An 18324-nucleotide genomic window follows, 5' to 3' on the forward strand; every position below is an offset into this window, starting at 1 on the left:
AACAGGCTTTGTGGGCCAGGGATAAAGGATGAAACTGAAACGTTCGACGGCGATCGCTATCGTCTTCTTTAGTGCGTTCATATTGGCAGGTTGTGATAACAACGATAAACCTCAGGAAGCGCAGGCCGCCCCGGCAGCTGCTGCGCCAGCCGCGAGTCAAACGCCACCCGCGACAAAACCGGATGGCGAAAAACTCAAACAACTCGCGGCGAGCAGTGAAGGCAAGCCGTTAACGCTGGTAGATGCCTCAGAGGTCCAGCTTGAGGGCGCGGCCGCCCTGGTATTGACCTTTTCCGTTCCGCTCGACCCGGATCAGAACTTTGCCCAGACTGTCCACGTGGTGGATAAAAAGAATGGCAAAGTCGACGGGGCATGGGAACTCTCCACAAACCTGAAAGAACTTCGCCTGCGTCACCTGGAACCCAACCGCGAACTGTTGGTATCCGTTGACCGCGGGCTGGTGGCGCTTAATAAAGCCACGTTTGGTATTGATTACGAAAAGGCGATTACCACCCGTGATATTCAGCCTACCGTTGGCTTTGCCAGCCGTGGTTCTTTACTGCCCGGAAAAGTGGTGGAAGGGCTGCCGGTTATGGCGCTTAACGTCAATAATGTGGACGTTAACTTCTACCGCGTGAAGCCGGAATCGCTGGCGGCTTTCGTTAGCCAGTGGGAATACCGCAACGCGCTGACCAACTGGGAGTCGGACAATTTGCTGAAAATGGCCAATCTGGTTTACACCGGTCGGTTTGACCTCAATCCGGCACGTAACGCCCGCGAAAAACTTCTGCTTCCGCTGGGAGAAATCAAGCCCCTACAGCAGGCCGGAGTCTATATCGCCGTTATGAACCAGGCGGGGCACTATAGCTATAGCAATGCGGCGACCCTTTTTACGCTCGTAATATTGGCCTGTCCGCCCACCGTTACCATAATCGGTTAGATATTTTCACCCAGGGCCTCGAAAACGGTGCGGCGCAATCGGGCGTCGATGTTGTCCTGCTGAACGATAAAGGTCAGACGCTGGCGCAGGCGACCAGCGATGCACAGGGGCATGCCACGCTGACCACGGACAAAGAAGCGGCACTGATTCTGGCGCGTAAAGACGGCGAAACAACCCTGCTCGACTTGCAGCTTCCTGCCCTCGATTTGGCGGAATTTGCGATTGCCGGTGATCCGGGTTACAGCAAGCAATTCTTTATGTTTGGTCCGCGCGATCTCTACCGCCCCGGCGAAACCGTGATCGTAAATGCTCTGCTGCGTGACAGCGACGGTAAACCGCTCGCCGATCAGCCCGTGAAGCTTGAGGTGGTCAAACCGGATGGCCAGGTGATGCGTACCGTGGTAAGCCAGCCGACAAACGGTCTGTACCATTTTACCTACGCCCTGGATGCCAGCGCGCAGACCGGTACATGGTCAATTCGCGCCAATACCGGGGATAACCAACTGCGTAGCTGGTCTTTCCATGTAGAAGATTTTATGCCAGAACGCATGGCGCTGAATCTGAGCCCTCAACCGACACCGCTCAAGGCCGATGAGGATGTGGATTTCAACGTCGCTGGCTATTACCTGTACGGTGCGCCGGCCAACGGCAATACCCTGCAGGGCCAGCTCTATTTGCGCCCTTTACGCGAAGCGGTAAAAGCCCTGCCAGGTTTTCAGTTTGGCGACATTGCCGATGAAAATCTGACGCGTACCCTGGATGAAGTGCATCTGACACTGGATGAAAAAGGCCATGGCCAGGTTACAGCCCCCAGCCAGTGGCAGGAAACTCACTCACCGTTGCAGGTTATTTTGCAGGCAAGCCTGCTTGAATCGGGCGGTCGTCCGGTCACGCGTCGTGCTGAACAGGCTATCTGGCCTGCGCCTGTGCTGCCGGGTATCCGTCCGCAGTTTGCCTCGAAGGCGGTTTACGATTACCGCACCGATACCACCGTCAACCAGCCGATTGTTGATGAAAATGGTAATGCCGGTTTTGACATTGTCTATGCCGATGCGCAGGGCGTGAAAAAAGCGGTCTCTGGCCTGCAGGTACGATTGATTCGCGAACGTCGCGACTACTACTGGAACTGGTCGGAAAGCGAAGGCTGGCAGTCACAGTTTGATCAAAAAGAATCTGGTAGAGAATGAGCAGACGTTGGATATCGCCGCTGACGAAACCGGGAAAATTACCGTACCGGTAGAGTGGGGCTCATATCGCCTGGAAGTCAAAGCGCCTGATGAAAGCGTCAGTAGCGTCCGTTTCTGGGCCGGTTATAGCTGGCAGGATAACAGCGACGGCACCGGTGCCGCACGCCCTGACCGTGTCACGATGAAGCTGGACAAACCTGCCTATCAGCCGGGCGATACCATTAAGCTGCACATCACCGCACCTGCGGCAGGCAAAGGCTACGCCATGATTGAGTCCAGCGAAGGGCCGTTGTGGTGGCAGGAAATCGACGTGCCCGCGACAGGGCTGGATCTCTCTATTCCGGTGGATCAGAAATGGCGTCGCCATGACCTCTACCTGAGCACGCTGGTAGTGCGTCCGGGGGATAAGTCCAAATCGGCAACGCCGAAACGCGCCGTGGGCTTGCTCCATCTGCCGATGGGGGACGAAAACCGCCGCCTCTCCGTGGCCCTGGAAAGTCCGCAAAAAATGCGCCCGAACCAGCCGCTGACGGTCAAGGTGAAGGCCAGCCTGAAAAACGGCACCGTGCCAAAACAGGTCAACGTGCTGGTCTCCGCAGTGGATAGCGGGGTGCTGAATATCACGGATTATGTTACGCCAGACCCGTGGGAAGCCTTCTTTGGGCAAAAACGCTATGGCGCCGATATCTATGACATCTATGGTCAGGTGATTGAAGGGCAGGGGCGTCTTGCCGCGTTACGTTTTGGTGGTGATGGTGACGAGCTCAACCGTGGCGGCAAGCCACCGGTTAACCATGTCACCATCATTGCCCAACAGGCGCAGCCGGTTACGCTGGATGACAAGGGTGAAGGAACGGTTACGCTGCCTATTGGCGACTTTAACGGTGAACTGCGCGTGATGGCGCAGGCCTGGACCGCGGAAGACTTCGGTAACAGCGAAAGCAAAGTGATTGTCGCAGCACCGGTGATTACCGAGCTCAACACGCCTCGCTTCCTGGCCGGTGGCGATACCAGCCGCCTGACGCTCGATATTACTAACCTCACCGATAAGCCGCAGACGCTGAACATTGCACTGGCGGCAAAAGGCTTACTGGCTCTGGAAAGCGAGCAACCGAAGCCGGTGAACGTAGCGCCAGGGGCGCGGATGACACTCTTTATTCCGGTACGTGCGCTGGACGGTTATGGCGATGGCGAAGTGACGGCTGCCATTTCAGGCCTGACATTGCCGGGGGAAACCTTCGCGACGCAGACTAAATCGTGGAAGATCGGTGTGCGCCCGGCTTACCCGGCGCAGACCATCAGCAGCGATGTCATGCTCTATCCGCATGAGAGCTGGAATGCACCGGCTGAGCATACAAAACGTATTTCGCCAGTGGCCCTGCAGGGGCAGTTGTTGCTGAGCGGACGTCCTTCGCTCAACATCGCCCGTTACATTCAGGAGCTGAAAGCCTACCCGTACGGATGCCTTGAGCAGACGGCGAGCGGGCTGTTCCCGTCGTTGTATACCAATGCGGCTCAGCTTAAGTCGATGGGTATCAAGGGTGACAGCGATGAACAGCGCCGTGCGGCAGTGGAGATCGGTATCGCCCGCTTGCTGCAAATGCAGCGTGATGACGGTGGTTTCTCGTTATGGGATAAAAACGGGCCGGAAGAGTACTGGTTGTCCGCCTATGTGACTGACTTCCTGGTACGCGCCTCAGAGCAGGGTTACAGCGTGCCTGTGGAGGCGCTGAATAACGCCAATAGCCGTCTGCTGCGTTACTTGCAGGACCCGGCGGTGATGGCTGTGCGTTACAGCGACGATGTCCAGGCGACAAAATTTGCGGCGCAAAGCTATGCGGCGCTGGTGCTTGCACGTCAGCAGAAAGCCCCACTCGGCGCGCTGCGCGAACTGTGGCAGCGTCATGCGCAGGCGAAAGCGGGTCTGCCGCTGCTGCAACTGGGGGTGGCACTCAAGCTGATGGGCGATGCTCCGCGCAGTGAACAGGCACTGGCGCTGGCGTTAACGACACCGCGTGCGAAAGCGCAGCGCTGGATGGCGGATTACGGCAGCGAACTGCGTGATAATGCGCTGATGCTGTCGCTGCTGGAAGAAAACTCACTGTTGCCGGATGCGCAGAACAAGTTGCTGACCACCTTGTCTGAACAGGCCTATGGCCAACGCTGGCTCTCCACGCAGGAAAGCAATGCGCTTTATCTGGCGGGGCGTCATTTGCAGAACTTGCCGGGGACATGGCAGGCACAGACCTCCCTGACCAGTGAAGAGCTGAAAGGCGACAAACCGCAAACCCGTGAACTCAACGCGGACCAGATGACGGCGCTGACGGTGACAAACACCGGTGAAAGCCCGATGTGGCTGCGTCTCGACAGTACAGGGTATCCGGAGTACACCCCGGCACCGGCCAGCAATGTCCTGAATATCGAACGTCAAATCCTTGGTACCGATGGGCAGACAAAATCACTGGCCTCGCTGAAAAGCGGCGAACTGGTGCTGGTCTGGCTTGAAGTCCGCGCCAGCCACAACGTGCCAGATGCGCTGGTAGTTGACCTTCTGCCAGCCGGACTGGAACTGGAAAACCAGAATCTGGCCAGCAGCAGCGCGAGCCTGCAGGATAGCGGCAGCGAAGTGCAGGAACTCCTTAACCGTATGCAGCAGGCAGATATTGCCCATATGGAATTCCGCGATGATCGCTTTGTCGCCGCCGTCTCCGTTAGCGAAGGGCAGCCAGTCACGCTGGTTTACCTTGCGCGTGCGGTAACGCCGGGAACCTATCAACTGCCGATGCCGCAGGTGGAGTCTATGTATGTGCCGCAGTGGCGGGCAACAGGGGCCGCAAGCGGTCCGTTGATCGTTCGCCCATAGCATGAATAAAGGGCGCACCTGGCGCTCCCGCGGGCTTTGGCTTGCGGGAGCGTTTCTTCTTATTCCGTTGGTTCTTTTTATCGCCGACAAACTCTGGCCGCTGCCTCTAAAAGAGGTCAACCCGGCGCGCGTCGTTGTGGCGGAGGATGGCACGCCGCTCTGGCGCTTCGCTGATGCCGAGGGGATCTGGCGCTATCCGGTGGCGATAGAAGATGTCTCTCCGCGTTATTTACAGGCGCTTATCGAATACGAGGACCGCTGGTTCTGGAAACACCCTGGCGTAAACCCGCTTTCGGTCGCCCGTGCTGCATGGCAGGATCTGCTGGCTGGCAGAGTTATTTCTGGCGGCAGTACGCTCACTATGCAGGTTGCGCGTCTGCTCGATCCCCATCCGCGTACCTTTGGCGGTAAAGTCCGCCAGCTATGGCGGGCGTTGCAACTCGAGTGGCATCTCTCCAAGCGCGACATTCTGACGCTCTATCTCAACCGTGCCCCGTTTGGCGGTACGTTGCAGGGCGTTGGGGCGGCAAGCTGGGTTTATCTGGGCAAATCCCCCGCGCAGCTCAGCTATGCAGAGGCGGCACTGCTCGCTGTCTTACCACAAGCACCGAGTCGCCTGCGCCCTGACCGCTGGTCGGAGCGTGCCCAGGCGGCGCGGGATAAAGTACCTGGATCGCATGGTCTCGCAGGGCGTGTGGAGCCAAAAACAGGTTGCGGAGTCGCGTGAAGAGCCGGTCTGGCTGGCACCGCGTCAGATGCCGCAACTCGCGCCCCTTTTCTCCCGTTATATGTTAAGCAAAGACCCGGGTCTCAAAATTACCACCACACTTGATGCCAGCCTCCAGCGTCAGCTTGAAGACCTGGCCGCTGGCGTGAAATCTCGTCTGCCCCAGCGTAGCTCGCTGGCGATCATCGTTGTCGACCATACGGACATGAAAGTGCGGGGCTGGGTGGGGTCGGTGGACATTAATGACGATAGCCGTTTTGGCCATGTCGATATGGTCAGCGCCACCCGCTCCCCGGGATCGGTGTTAAAACCCTTCATTTATGGCCTGGCGATGGATGATGGTCTGATTCATCCCGCCTCATTACTACAGGATGTGCCACGGCGAACGGGGGACTATCGTCCCGGTAATTTTGACAGCGGTTTTCACGGGCCGGTCAGCATGAACGAGGCGCTGGTTCGCTCACTTAACCTTCCGGCGGTACAGGTTCTGGAGGCCTACGGGCCGAAGAAATTTGCCGCTACGCTGCGCAATGCCGGGTTGCCGCTTAAATTGCCGGAAGGCGCGGAGCCGAACCTGTCACTTATTCTGGGGGGGGCAGGCGCCCGTCTGGCGGATATCACCGCAGCGTATAGTGCCTTTGCGCGCCACGGCAAGGCCGGACAGTTACGCTTTCAGCCAGACGATCCGTTGATGGAAAGAACGCTGATGTCGCCGGGCGCGGCGTGGATTATTCGCCGCATTCTTGCCGGAGAAGCGCAGCCGTTACCGGACAGCGCGCTCCCGCAAGTGGTGCCGCTGGCCTGGAAAACCGGCACCAGCTACGGTTATCGTGACGCCTGGGCCATTGGGCTCAATAGTCGCTATGTGATTGGCATCTGGACGGGCAGGCCGGACGGCACGCCGGTTGCGGGCCAGTTTGGTTTCGCCAGCGCAGTGCCATTGCTCAATCAGGTGAACAATATGCTGCAGCCCCGTTCCGCGCTGGAGCTGGCGCGTTTACCGCAGGATCCGCGCCCGGAATCGGTCAGCCGCGATGTCATCTGCTGGCCTGGCGGGCAGAGCTTACCGGAAGGTGACAGCAATTGTCGCCGCCGTCTGGCGACCTGGCTTCTGGATAATAGTCAGCCACCCACGATGCTGATGGCGGAACAAGAAGGGGCGCGCGGCATTCGTTTCCCGGTGTGGGTTAACGCGCAGGGACAACGGGTCGCAGCAGATTGCCCCGATGCGCAACAACGCACAATCATCGTCTGGCCTTTGCCGCTGGAACCCTGGTTACCTGATGGCGAGCGCCGGGCGGCAAGATTACCTCCGCGCTCGAAAACCTGTCCTCCGCGTGATGAGAACGCACCGCCGCCGCTGTTGCTCTCGGGGATCCGCGATGGCGCAGGTGATCAAACGGTTACCGGGGCGTTCGCAGGCAACATTGCCGCTACAGGCCACCGGTGGCGAAGGGCGACGCTGGTGGTTTTTAAACGGAGAGCCGCTGGACGGTCATGATCAACTATTAAGCCTTAACCTTGATAAAAGCGGTCAGTACCAGTTACTGGTGATGGATGACGCCGGGCAGGTCGCGGCGGTAGAGTTCGCGGTGCAATAACGCAACACATATACGCATCTTTTTCACGCTGCCTTTGTGTTGGTTGCACGTGTACACCCCGGTGACTGATTTATGTAAGTACCGGGGATGCCTGCGCTTGCCGCCTTGATGTAACCTGAATAATGTGGTGAAGAGACGTTTTGGTGAATGGTGTTGCTGAAACTCGTCTTATTTTAAAAAAATGTTACCTTTATCCATAGGCAATGCCCGCGTTGCTCTTTATAATCCGCGCCAGGTCATACGTATGTATGTACGACAACAGAACAACTTACAGGGGTTAACATGGCTATTGAACGTACTTTTTCCATCATCAAGCCGAACGCGGTGGCAAAAAACGTTATTGGTAGTATTTTCGCGCGTTTTGAATCTGCTGGTTTCAAGATTGTTGGCACGAAAATGCTGCATCTGTCCGTTGAGCAGGCTCGTGGTTTCTACGCTGAGCACGAAGGCAAACCGTTCTTCGACGGCCTGGTTGAGTTCATGACCTCCGGCCCGATCGTGGTCTCCGTGCTGGAAAGCGAAAACGCGGTGCAGCGTCACCGTGACCTGCTGGGCGCTACCAACCCGGCTAACGCGCTGGCAGGTACTCTGCGCGCTGATTATGCTGACAGTTTCACCGAGAACGGCACCCACGGTTCCGATTCTCTGGAATCTGCGGCGCGCGAAATCGCCTATTTCTTCGGCGAAGGCGAAGTATGCCCACGCACTCGCTAATTTCCACGGCCTTACGCACCCTGTTGTGCGAAGCCCATCGGAAATTGTAAGCAGATTTACACTTTATTTTGCCAATGCCGCGCGCAGTCGTGGCATCTGCACAGCAGAATTTGTACAATGCAGCGCCCCGTGAATTGCAAAACGCATTCCCGGGGCGCTTCTTTTCAACCCTCCAGGGGCCATAACGTGTAATAACGAGGCCGGAATACACAACTATGTCTGAACAGATTGTCACGCCTGAGAACGTCGCACTGACGGTTCCCAATAAAGATGCAAAAATCAACCTGCTGGATCTGAATCGTCAGCAGATGCGCGAGTTTTTCAAAAACTTAGGCGAAAAACCCTTCCGCGCCGATCAGGTGATGAAGTGGATGTACCACTATTGCAGCGACGATTTTGATGAGATGACCGACATCAATAAAGTGCTGCGTAATAAGCTCAAAGAGGTCGCGGTAATCCGCGCTCCTGAAGTCGTGGAAGAGCAACGTTCCTCCGATGGCACCATCAAATGGGCGATTGCCGTAGGCGATCAGCGCGTTGAAACGGTATACATTCCGGAAGACGATCGCGCCACGCTGTGCGTTTCCTCACAGGTTGGCTGTGCGCTGGAGTGTAAATTCTGCTCCACGGCGCAACAGGGCTTCAACCGTAACCTGAAAGTGTCAGAAATTATTGGCCAGGTCTGGCGCGCGGCGAAAATTATCGGTGCGGTTAAAACGACCGGCGTACGTCCTATCACTAACGTGGTAATGATGGGCATGGGCGAACCGTTGCTGAACCTGACTAACGTAGTGCCGGCAATGGAAATCATGCTGGATGACTTTGGTTTCGGCTTGTCCAAACGTCGCGTTACGCTGTCGACTTCTGGCGTGGTTCCTGCGCTGGATAAGCTGGGTGACATGATTGATGTTGCGCTGGCGATTTCGCTGCATGCACCGAATGATACCATTCGTGACGAAATTGTACCGATCAACAAAAAGTACAATATTGCGACTTTCCTCGAATCGGTTCGCGGCTACATTTCGAAGTCCAATGCTAACCAGGGGCGCGTGACCATTGAATACGTCATGCTCGACCATGTGAACGATGGCACTGAGCATGCGCATGAGCTGGCGGCCTTGCTGAAAGACACGCCGTGCAAGATCAACCTGATTCCGTGGAACCCGTTCCCGGGCGCGCCGTATGGCCGCAGCTCGAACAGCCGTATCGACCGTTTCTGTAAGGTGCTGATGAGCTATGGCTTCACCACTATCGTGCGTAAAACACGCGGTGATGACATTGACGCGGCATGTGGTCAGCTGGCTGGTGACGTTATTGACCGTACGAAACGGACGATGCGTAAACGTATGCAGGGTGAGCCGATTTCGATTAAGGCGGTTTAGTGTTCTGGCGTCGCGGCAGGCTTCTGTGTCGCGACGCATAAATATGCTGATTTAATCGCCTGATTATAGTTGTGCAATCAATAATTACTGTGCGTTTCTCTCGACTTTAAGGCAGTATGTAGCGATGGAACAACAGCTTAGCAAAAGTACGAAAAGCTGTTCTGTTATGACCGGCCTGACAGTCTTATACTGTCGGTCTAAATTTAACTGACCCTGACATTTCGCGGCGCGCCCAGGCAATGCTTACTACGCGCCTGAATCTTAAATTTTCACGTACCAGCAGTTGTAGCGAATGAATACTGAAGCCACTCACGACCAAAACGAAGCACAAACCACGGGCGTTCGTCTGCGCAATGCCCGTGAACAACTCGGACTTAGCCAGCAGGCGGTAGCTGAGCGCCTCTGTCTCAAAGTTTCCACGGTACGCGATATTGAGGACGATAAGGCTCCTGCCGAATTGGCTTCAACATTCCTGCGTGGTTACATCCGCTCGTATGCGCGTTTGGTGCATATCCCGGAAGAAGAATTGCTGCCGATGATTGAGAAACAGGCCCCGATTCGGGCGGCGAAAGTCGCGCCGATGCAGACCTTTTCTCTGGGTAAACGTCGTAAAAAACGTGACGGCTGGTTAATGAGCTTTACCTGGCTGGTACTGTTTGTGGTTGTTGGCCTGACGGGCGCATGGTGGTGGCAAAACCACAAAGCGCAGCAGCAAGAGATCACCACAATGGCCGATCAGTCATCTGCAGAACTGAACGCCAGTGGTAGCAGCGAAGGGCAGAACGTTCCGCTGAATAACGATGCAGTCGGCGCTCCGACAGAAACCCCAAATACTACGGCTGCGACTACGCCAGTTGAGCCAACGGCGCCGACAACAGCAGCGCCTGCAACAGCCGCGCATTCCAACGCCGTTGTCTCGCCTTCTCAGGCACCTGTTACTCAGTCCCCTGCCGCTCAGCCATCGGCTAGCGCGAATAACGCGCCACTGCCGACTGACCAGGCGGGTATCGCCTCCCCGGACGCCGCACATGCGCTGGTCATGAACTTCAACGCCGACTGCTGGTTAGAAGTGAGCGATGCAAGCGGTAAAAAATTATTCAGCGGCATCCAGCGTAAAGACGCGACGCTGAATTTGACCGGCCAGGCGCCTTACAAGCTCAAAATCGGTGCACCTGCTGCGGTACAGATTCAATATCAGGGTAAACCTGTCGATCTGAGCCGCTTTATCAGAACTAACCAGGTTGCACGCCTGACCCTCAATGCCGAACAATCAGCAGTACAGTAACAGACGGGCAACGCGGGAGATTTTTCATGCATAACCAGGCTCCGATTCAACGTCGGAAATCGAAACGGATTTACGTTGGTAATGTGCCGATTGGCGATGGCGCCCCCATCGCCGTGCAGTCAATGACAAACACCCGCACCACAGACGTGGACGCGACGGTTGCGCAGATTAAAGCGCTTGAGCGCGTTGGCGCTGACATAGTTCGTGTTTCCGTTCCTACCATGGACGCGGCAGAAGCCTTCAAACTGATTAAGCAACAGGTGAGTGTACCGCTGGTCGCGGATATTCACTTTGACTACCGCATTGCGCTGAAAGTCGCGGAATACGGCGTCGATTGTCTGCGTATCAACCCAGGCAATATCGGTAATGAAGAACGTATTCGCATGGTTGTTGATTGTGCGCGCGACAAAAATATCCCTATCCGTATTGGCGTTAACGCCGGATCGCTGGAAAAGGATCTGCAGGAAAAATATGGTGAGCCCACGCCTCAGGCGCTGCTGGAATCCGCCATGCGCCATGTCGATCACCTCGACAGACTCAATTTCGATCAATTCAAAGTCAGCGTGAAAGCCTCCGATGTATTCCTGGCGGTGGAGTCATACCGTTCTGCTGGCAAAACAAATGAATCAACCGTTACACCTTGGGATCACCGAAGCGGGTGGGGCGCGCAGTGGCGCGGTCAAGTCAGCGATCGGCCTGGGCTTACTGCTGTCGGAAGGGATCGGCGATACGCTGCGTGTCTCGCTGGCGGCGGATCCGGTTGAAGAGATCAAAGTTGGCTTCGATATCCTGAAATCACTGCGCATCCGTTCGCGTGGCATCAACTTTATCGCCTGTCCTACCTGCTCACGTCAGGAGTTTGACGTGATCGGCACCGTAAATGCCCTTGAACAGCGCCTGGAAGATATCATCACGCCGATGGATGTTTCGATCATCGGTTGCGTGGTGAACGGTCCTGGCGAAGCGCTGGTTTCTACGCTTGGCGTGACCGGTGGCAACAAGAAAAGCGGCCTTTACGAAGATGGCGTACGCAAGGACAGACTGGATAACGACGATATGATTACCCAGCTTGAAGCCCGCATCCGTGCGAAAGCATCAATCCTGGATGAAGCTAATCGTATTGCTGTGCAACAGGTAGAAAAATAACGTGATGGGAAGCGGCTGGCTTCCCGTGTATGATGAACCCGCAAGGCGCAAGCCCTGAGGGTTCATTTTTTGTATTCAAAAAGAGAATAAACGTGGCAAAGAATATTCAAGCCATTCGCGGCATGAACGATTATCTGCCTGGCGAAACCGCCATCTGGCAGCGCATTGAAGGCACACTCAAAAACGTGCTCGGCAGCTACGGTTACAATGAAATCCGTTTGCCGATTGTAGAGCAGACCCCGTTATTCAAACGCGCGATCGGTGAAGTTACCGACGTGGTTGAAAAAGAGATGTACACCTTTGACGATCGCAACGGCGATAGCCTGACGCTGCGTCCAGAAGGTACAGCGGGCTGTGTACGCGCCGGCATCGAGCATGGTCTTCTGTACAATCAGGAACAGCGCCTGTGGTATGTCGGTCCGATGTTCCGCTATGAGCGCCCGCAAAAAGGTCGCTACCGCCAGTTCCATCAGTTGGGTGTCGAAGTGTTTGGTCTGCAGGGCCCGGACATTGATGCCGAACTGATTATGCTTACTGCGCGCTGGTGGCGTGCGCTGGGTATCTTCGATCACGTTAGCCTCGAACTGAACTCTATTGGCTCGCTGGAAGCACGTGCGAACTATCGCGATGCGCTGGTGGCGTTTCTTGAGCAGCATAAAGAGCAACTGGACGAAGATTGCAAACGCCGTATGTACAGCAACCCGCTGCGCGTACTGGATTCCAAAAACCCAGACATTCAGGCGCTTCTGAACGCGGCGCCAGCCCTTGGCGATTATCTGGATGAAGAGTCTCGCGAACACTTCGCGGGCCTGTGCAAACTGCTGGAAGCTGCGGGTATTGCCTACACGGTCAACCAGCGTCTGGTGCGCGGTCTTGATTATTACAACCGCACCGTTTTCGAGTGGGTGACCACCAGCCTGGGTTCCCAGGGAACGGTCTGCGCAGGTGGCCGTTACGATGGTCTGGTCGAGCAGCTTGGCGGGCGCGCAACGCCGGCGGTTGGCTTCGCGATGGGCCTTGAGCGACTTGTTTTGTTGGTTCAGGCAGTTAATCCGGAATTTAAAGCAGAATCCGTTGTCGATATATACCTGGTAGCGTCAGGCGAAAACGTACAGTCCGCTGCAATGCAACTGGCTGAACAGGTACGCGATGCGTTACCTGACGTTAAGCTCATGACGAACCACGGCGGCGGTAATTTCAAAAAGCAATTTGCCCGTGCCGATAAGTGGGGCGCTAAGCTCGCACTGGTGCTGGGTGAGTCTGAAATCGCTGACGGTAACGTTGTAGTGAAGGATTTACGCTCTGGTGAGCAAAATACGGTAACGCAGGACAGCGTTGCGGCGCATTTGCGCACACTACTGGGCTAATCTCCCCGGTGAATTATCGTTAAGGAGAAGGACTGCGTGGAAATTTACGAGAACGACAACGAACAGGTAGACGCGCTCAAACGCTTTTTTGCTGAGAACGGCAAAGCGCTGGCTGTTGGTGTCATTTTAGGTATTGGTGCGTTAGTTGGCTGGCGCTACTGGACAAGTCACCAAACCGAAACAGCGAGATCTGCTTCACAAGGCTATGAAAACGCCATTACCGCGATTCGTGCTGATAAACCTGAAACGCTGACAGCGGCGGAGAAATTCGCGGCTGAGAATAAGAATACCTATGGCGCGCTGGCATCACTGGAGCTGGCACAGCAGTATGTTCAACGCGATGAGCTGGAAAAGGCTTCCGCGCAACTGCAACAAGGTCTTGCCGCCACCAGCGATGAAAACCTTAAGGGTATGATTAACATTCGTCTCGCCCGTATCCAGGTGCAGCTCAAGCAGCAAGATGCTGCGCTGAAAACGCTTGATAACGTGAAAGGCGACGGCTGGGCGGCCATTGTTGCCGACCTGCGTGGCGAAGCGCTGCTCAGCAAAGGCGACAAACAAGGTGCACGCACCGCCTGGGAAAATGGCGTTAAAAACAACGCATCCCCGGCGCTGAGTGAAATGATGCAGATGAAAATCAACAATTTGTCCATCTAAGAGGGACCCGATGCAATTGCGTAAATTACTTCTGCCTGGACTGCTGTCCGTCACCTTACTGAGCGGTTGTTCCCTGTTTAACAGCGAAGAAGACGTTGTCAAAATGTCCCCTCTGCCGACGGTGACTAACCAGTTTAACCCGTCTACCGCGTGGAGTACTTCCGTGGGTAGCGGTATTGGCGATTTTCACTCTAATTTGCATCCGGCGCTGGATAGTGGCGTGGTCTACGCTGCTGACCGTCGCGGTACGGTAAAAGCGGTTAGTGCGAGCGACGGCAAAGAAGTCTGGTCCGTTAACCTGGCAGAAAAATCTGGCTGGTTCTCCAGCAGCCCGGCGCTGTTGTCCGGTGGTGTGACCGTCGCAGGCGGCCATGTCTACGTGGGCAGCGAAAAAGCGAAGGTCTATGCGCTGAATACGAACGACGGTTCCCAGGCATGGAAAACCAACGTTGCCGGTGAAGCGTTATCCCGCCCTGTTGTCAGCGACGGCCTGGTGCTGATTCATACCAGTAACGGCCAGTTGCAGGCGCTTAATGAGAGCGACGGTGCGGTGAAATGGACGGTTAACCTTGATATGCCGTCGCTGTCCCTGCGTGGCGAATCCGCACCGGCTACCGCCTACGGCGCAGCCATTGTGGGCGGCGACAACGGTCGCGTAAGCGCCGTGTTGATGCAGCAGGGCCAGATGATTTGGCAGCAGCGTATTTCTCAGGCAACGGGTCCGACTGAAATCGACCGTCTGAGCGATGTCGATACAACGCCGGTGATTGTAAACGGCGTGGTTTATGCGCTGGCTTACAACGGTAACCTGACGGCGCTGGATTTGCGTAGCGGCCAGATCATGTGGAAACGTGAACTGGGTTCAGTGAGCAATTTCATTGTCGATGGTAACCGCATCTACATGATTGACCAGAATGACCGCGTTCTGGCGCTGACCACCGACGGTGGTGTGACGCTGTGGACACAAAGCAATCTCCTGCACCGTAACCTTACCGCTCCGGCGTTGTATAATGGTTACATCGTGACCGGTGACAGCGAAGGCTATATGCACTGGATTAACGTCGAAGACGGGCGTTTTGTCGCGCAGCAGAAAGTGGACGGCTCCGGTTTCCTGACCGATCCTGTTGCTGCGGAAGGCAAACTGCTTATCCAGGCTAAAGACGGTACGCTGTACGCCATCACGCGTTAATCGCGCGAAGGTGGTCGTTCGTGAGAAGACGGCTCCTGTTGCAGGGGCCGTTTTACTGTTTTTAAAACGTCGCCAGCGTTGCGACGTTTTGATTTTGAATTCTTAGTAATGAGGCTTTAAACATGATACCTGTGGTCGCGCTGGTCGGGCGCCCTAACGTTGGAAAATCCACGCTTTTTAACCGTTTAACACGCACCCGTGATGCGCTGGTAGCGGATTTTCCGGGGCTGACCCGTGACCGTAAGTACGGTCGTGCTGAAGTCGAAGGTCGTGAATTTATCTGTATCGATACGGGCGGTATTGATGGTACGGAAGACGGCGTAGAAACCCGTATGGCGGAGCAGTCGCTGCTGGCGATTGAAGAAGCCGATGTGGTGCTGTTTATGGTGGATGCGCGCGCCGGGCTGATGCCGGCTGACGAAGCCATTGCCAAACACCTGCGTTCGCGAGAAAAACCGACATTCCTCGTCGCGAACAAAACGGACGGTCTGGACCCGGATCAGGCGGTTGTCGACTTCTACGCGCTTGGCCTGGGTGAGATTCACCCGATTGCCGCCTCGCATGGCCGTGGTGTTGTCAGCCTGCTGGAACACGTTCTGCTGCCGTGGATGGATGAAATCGATCCGCCGGAAGAGCTGGATGAAGACGCTGCCTACTGGGCGCAGTTCGACGACGGTAAAGATGAAGACGGCGAAGAAGAACCGGAAGACGACTTCAACCCGCAGGACCTGCCTATCAAGCTGGCGATCGTCGGGCGTCCTAATGTCGGTAAGTCCACACTGACTAACCGTATCCTCGGGGAAGAGCGTGTTGTGGTTTATGACATGCCGGGCACCACGCGTGACAGTATTTATATCCCGATGGAGCGTGATGGACGCGAGTACGTTCTGATCGACACCGCGGGCGTGCGTAAACGCGGCAAAATCACCGATGCGGTGGAAAAATTCTCGGTAATCAAAACGCTGCAGGCGATTGAAGACGCTAACGTCGTGATGCTGGTTATTGATGCCCGTGAAGGTATCTCTGACCAGGACCTCTCACTGCTTGGCTTCATCCTCAATAGTGGGCGCTCACTGGTTATCGTGGTCAACAAATGGGATGGCCTCAGCCAGGAAGTGAAAGAGCAGGTCAAAGAGACACTGGACTTCCGTCTGGGCTTTATCGACTTTGCTCGCGTACACTTCATCTCCGCACTGCATGGCAGCGGCGTAGGTAACCTGTTTGAATCCGTGCGTGAAGCCTATGACAGCTCGACCCGTCGCCAGAGCACCGCGATGCTGACCCGTATCATGAATATGGCGTCTGAAGATCACCAGCCGCCGTTGGTTCGTGGTCGTCGCGTGAAGCTGAAATACGCGCATGCCGGTGGTTATAACCCGCCGATTGTGGTGATTCACGGCAACCAGGTAAAAGACCTGCCGGACTCCTACAAGCGTTATCTGATGAACTACTTCCGTAAATCGCTGGATGTGATGGGCACACCTATCCGTATTCAGTTTAAGGAAGGGGAAAACCCGTATGCAGATAAACGCAATACGCTGACGCCAAACCAGATGCGTAAACGTAAGCGCTTGATTAAGCATATCAAGAAAAGTAAGTAAGGTCGGAAATACCGGTGGCATTATCGCCACCGGTTGACATTCTGGGAGGATATTTATGGATCTTAAATGCCCAACCTGCCACAACCCGCTGGAATTGATTGGCACGCATGGTCACTGTCATGGCTGTGATAAAGATTACGCACTCAGTGCGCTATGTCCGGAGTGCCAGCAGCCGCTGGACGTGCTCAAAGCCTGCGGAGCGGTTGACTATTTCTGCCAGCAGGGCCACGGCCTGATCTCCAAAAAGCGGGTGGTCTTCGCCCTGCAGGACGCTTAATCACAGACGCCGCTTTCGCCCTTTTTCCACAAATCCACCAGCGAGGGCGGCGCCTCCTGTTCCGGCACCAGCAAGATGATATCGGTATAGTGCGCCTGGTTGTGGTGGGTCCAGATTATCTGAATGCGAAAATAACGCTGGTCGCCGCGCCCCGGAGAGTCCGTCTGCCCCGGCGGAAAGCCACGAGGCAGCGCTTGCTGTAACACATCAATCACCCGCGCTCGCTGCTCTGGTGTGAGAGCGGAAAGGGCGATCCTGCGCAGGCCGCTCAACTGTGGGATAAACGCCACCCCCCCTTCGCGGGCAAGCTCAATGACCGCGTCTTCAGTGAGCTCGGGAATATTCATCACAGTACCCCTGTCTCAATCCAGGCCTGTTTAATGGCTTCCGCGGTCTCTTTTCCCGACCGTTTTTCGCCGTGGGCGACGGTCAGACGGGCGAACGCCGCAAAATCCGCGTTCTGCGCCAGCGCCCGATCGCAGACGGTGTCATACCATGCGTAGCCTGCTTTCTCCCAGGCGTGGCCGCCGAGCGCGGTGGCGGCGAGATAGAACGCACGGTTAGGGATGCCGGAGTTAAGATGCACGCCGCCGTTATCTTCGCGGGTTTTTATAAAGTCCTTCATATGCGCGGGCTGAGGGTCTTTGCCGAGCAGCGGGTCGTCATAGGCGGTGCCAGGTTCTGCCATGGAACGCAACCCCTTACCGTTGATGCCTGCGGCCAACAGCCCTTCGCCAATAAGCCAGTCCGCTTCTTGTGCGGTCTGTTTATGCAGATATTGTTTCACCAGCGAGCCGAAGACATCGGATAACGATTCATTAAGCGCCCCGGACTGTTCGAAATAAATCAGCCCGGCTTCGGTCTCCGTTACGCCATGGCTAAGTTCGTGGGCGACAATATCCGGCGCGATAGTGAAACGGTTAAAGATCTCGCCGTCACCATCGCCAAATACCATCTGCTGACCGTTCCAGAACGCATTCTGGTAATCACGTCCATAGTGAACGGTACCGATAAGCGTCAGGCCCTTATTATCCAGTGAATCGCGATGAAAAATTTTCCAGAAAAAATCGTGCGTCACACCCAGATATTCCCATGCTTCATCCACGGCGATATCGCCATTTGATGACTGCCCCTCAAAGCGCACCTGCGTGCCAGGCAACTCCTGAGTCTGTTTCGCATCGTAAATGTCCCGCTGCAACTGGCCCGCTTTCGCGACATGCGGCGCGGCAGGTTTACCCGGCATATGCGCCATGAGCGTCTGGACATGGGTTAGGGTCTGGCGGGCGCACTTTTGCTGTACGTCGGAGCCGTTATCAATAATGCGGCGCAGGATGTAGGGCGGGATAACACTGTGAAGTCGTGTCGCTGTCATGCTGCTCTCCTGATTG

General features: G+C 55.8%; 10 protein-coding genes and 3 pseudogenes. 11 read left to right on the plus strand and 2 right to left on the minus strand.

The window, feature by feature from the left end; all coding sequences use genetic code 11:
• Positions 1-28 precede the first annotated feature (28 nt).
• From ACS0RQ_RS07050 to ACS0RQ_RS07100, 11 genes and pseudogenes are all read left to right on the plus strand, one after another.
• A pseudogene (locus tag ACS0RQ_RS07050) lies at positions 29-4990 on the plus strand (alpha-2-macroglobulin family protein).
• A gap of 1 nt (position 4991) precedes the next feature.
• Positions 4992-7318 (plus strand): annotated as a pseudogene (gene pbpC / locus ACS0RQ_RS07055) (peptidoglycan glycosyltransferase PbpC).
• A gap of 282 nt (positions 7319-7600) precedes the next feature.
• Positions 7601-8032 (plus strand): nucleoside-diphosphate kinase, encoded by a 432-nt coding sequence (gene ndk / locus ACS0RQ_RS07060; protein WP_039079665.1) that lies wholly within the window; start codon positions 7601-7603, stop codon positions 8030-8032.
• Between the two features lie 215 nt (positions 8033-8247).
• Entirely contained in the window at positions 8248-9414 is a 1167-nt protein-coding gene (gene rlmN / locus ACS0RQ_RS07065) for a dual-specificity RNA methyltransferase RlmN (RefSeq protein ID WP_039079666.1), read from the plus strand.
• 292 nt (positions 9415-9706) lie between these two features.
• Entirely contained in the window at positions 9707-10699 is a 993-nt protein-coding gene (rodZ, locus tag ACS0RQ_RS07070) for a cytoskeleton protein RodZ (RefSeq protein WP_499079292.1), read from the plus strand.
• A gap of 26 nt (positions 10700-10725) precedes the next feature.
• A pseudogene (gene ispG, locus ACS0RQ_RS07075) lies at positions 10726-11845 on the plus strand (flavodoxin-dependent (E)-4-hydroxy-3-methylbut-2-enyl-diphosphate synthase).
• A 92-nt stretch (positions 11846-11937) separates the two neighbouring features.
• Positions 11938-13212 carry a histidine--tRNA ligase gene (gene hisS / locus ACS0RQ_RS07080; RefSeq protein ID WP_039079790.1) on the plus strand — a complete coding sequence of 425 codons (1275 nt, stop codon included), beginning with the start codon at positions 11938-11940 and terminating at the stop codon, positions 13210-13212.
• 36 nt (positions 13213-13248) lie between these two features.
• A complete protein-coding gene (locus tag ACS0RQ_RS07085; RefSeq protein ID WP_271849592.1) occupies positions 13249-13869 on the plus strand; it encodes a YfgM family protein in 621 nt (206 codons plus the stop codon).
• Positions 13870-13879: 10 nt separating this feature from the next.
• A complete protein-coding gene (bamB, locus tag ACS0RQ_RS07090; RefSeq protein WP_499079294.1) occupies positions 13880-15058 on the plus strand; it encodes an outer membrane protein assembly factor BamB in 1179 nt (392 codons plus the stop codon).
• Between the two features lie 122 nt (positions 15059-15180).
• Positions 15181-16659 carry a ribosome biogenesis GTPase Der gene (gene der, locus ACS0RQ_RS07095; protein WP_334632464.1) on the plus strand — a complete coding sequence of 493 codons (1479 nt, stop codon included), beginning with the start codon at positions 15181-15183 and terminating at the stop codon, positions 16657-16659.
• A 55-nt stretch (positions 16660-16714) separates the two neighbouring features.
• Entirely contained in the window at positions 16715-16936 is a 222-nt protein-coding gene (locus tag ACS0RQ_RS07100) for a zinc ribbon domain-containing protein (protein ID WP_271849594.1), read from the plus strand.
• Here the strand turns inward: ACS0RQ_RS07100 and ACS0RQ_RS07105 are convergent.
• Positions 16933-17283: a protealysin inhibitor emfourin gene (locus ACS0RQ_RS07105; protein WP_039079673.1), complete on the minus strand. Its 351-nt coding sequence runs from the start codon at positions 17281-17283 to the stop codon at positions 16933-16935. The genes ACS0RQ_RS07100 and ACS0RQ_RS07105 overlap by 4 nt on opposite strands.
• Positions 17283-18308, minus strand: a complete 1026-nt coding sequence (locus ACS0RQ_RS07110) for a M4 family metallopeptidase (protein ID WP_271849595.1) — start codon at positions 18306-18308, stop codon at positions 17283-17285. Before ACS0RQ_RS07110 ends, ACS0RQ_RS07105 begins: the two co-directional genes overlap by 1 nt.
• Between the last annotated feature and the right edge of the window lie 16 nt (positions 18309-18324).

Source organism: Phytobacter diazotrophicus (assembly GCF_052061655.1).
GTDB lineage: Bacteria > Pseudomonadota > Gammaproteobacteria > Enterobacterales > Enterobacteriaceae > Phytobacter > Phytobacter diazotrophicus.

Coding starts and splice junctions, on each gene's coding strand:
- rodZ (WP_499079292.1), top strand. CDS start 9,707: ATGAATACTGAAGCCACTCACGACCAAAACGAAGCACAAACCACGGGC.
- ACS0RQ_RS07100 (WP_271849594.1), top strand. CDS start 16,715: ATGGATCTTAAATGCCCAACCTGCCACAACCCGCTGGAATTGATTGGC.
- ndk (WP_039079665.1), top strand. CDS start 7,601: ATGGCTATTGAACGTACTTTTTCCATCATCAAGCCGAACGCGGTGGCA.
- der (WP_334632464.1), top strand. CDS start 15,181: ATGATACCTGTGGTCGCGCTGGTCGGGCGCCCTAACGTTGGAAAATCC.
- rlmN (WP_039079666.1), top strand. CDS start 8,248: ATGTCTGAACAGATTGTCACGCCTGAGAACGTCGCACTGACGGTTCCC.
- ACS0RQ_RS07110 (WP_271849595.1), bottom strand. CDS start 18,308: ATGACAGCGACACGACTTCACAGTGTTATCCCGCCCTACATCCTGCGC.
- ACS0RQ_RS07105 (WP_039079673.1), bottom strand. CDS start 17,283: ATGAATATTCCCGAGCTCACTGAAGACGCGGTCATTGAGCTTGCCCGC.
- bamB (WP_499079294.1), top strand. CDS start 13,880: ATGCAATTGCGTAAATTACTTCTGCCTGGACTGCTGTCCGTCACCTTA.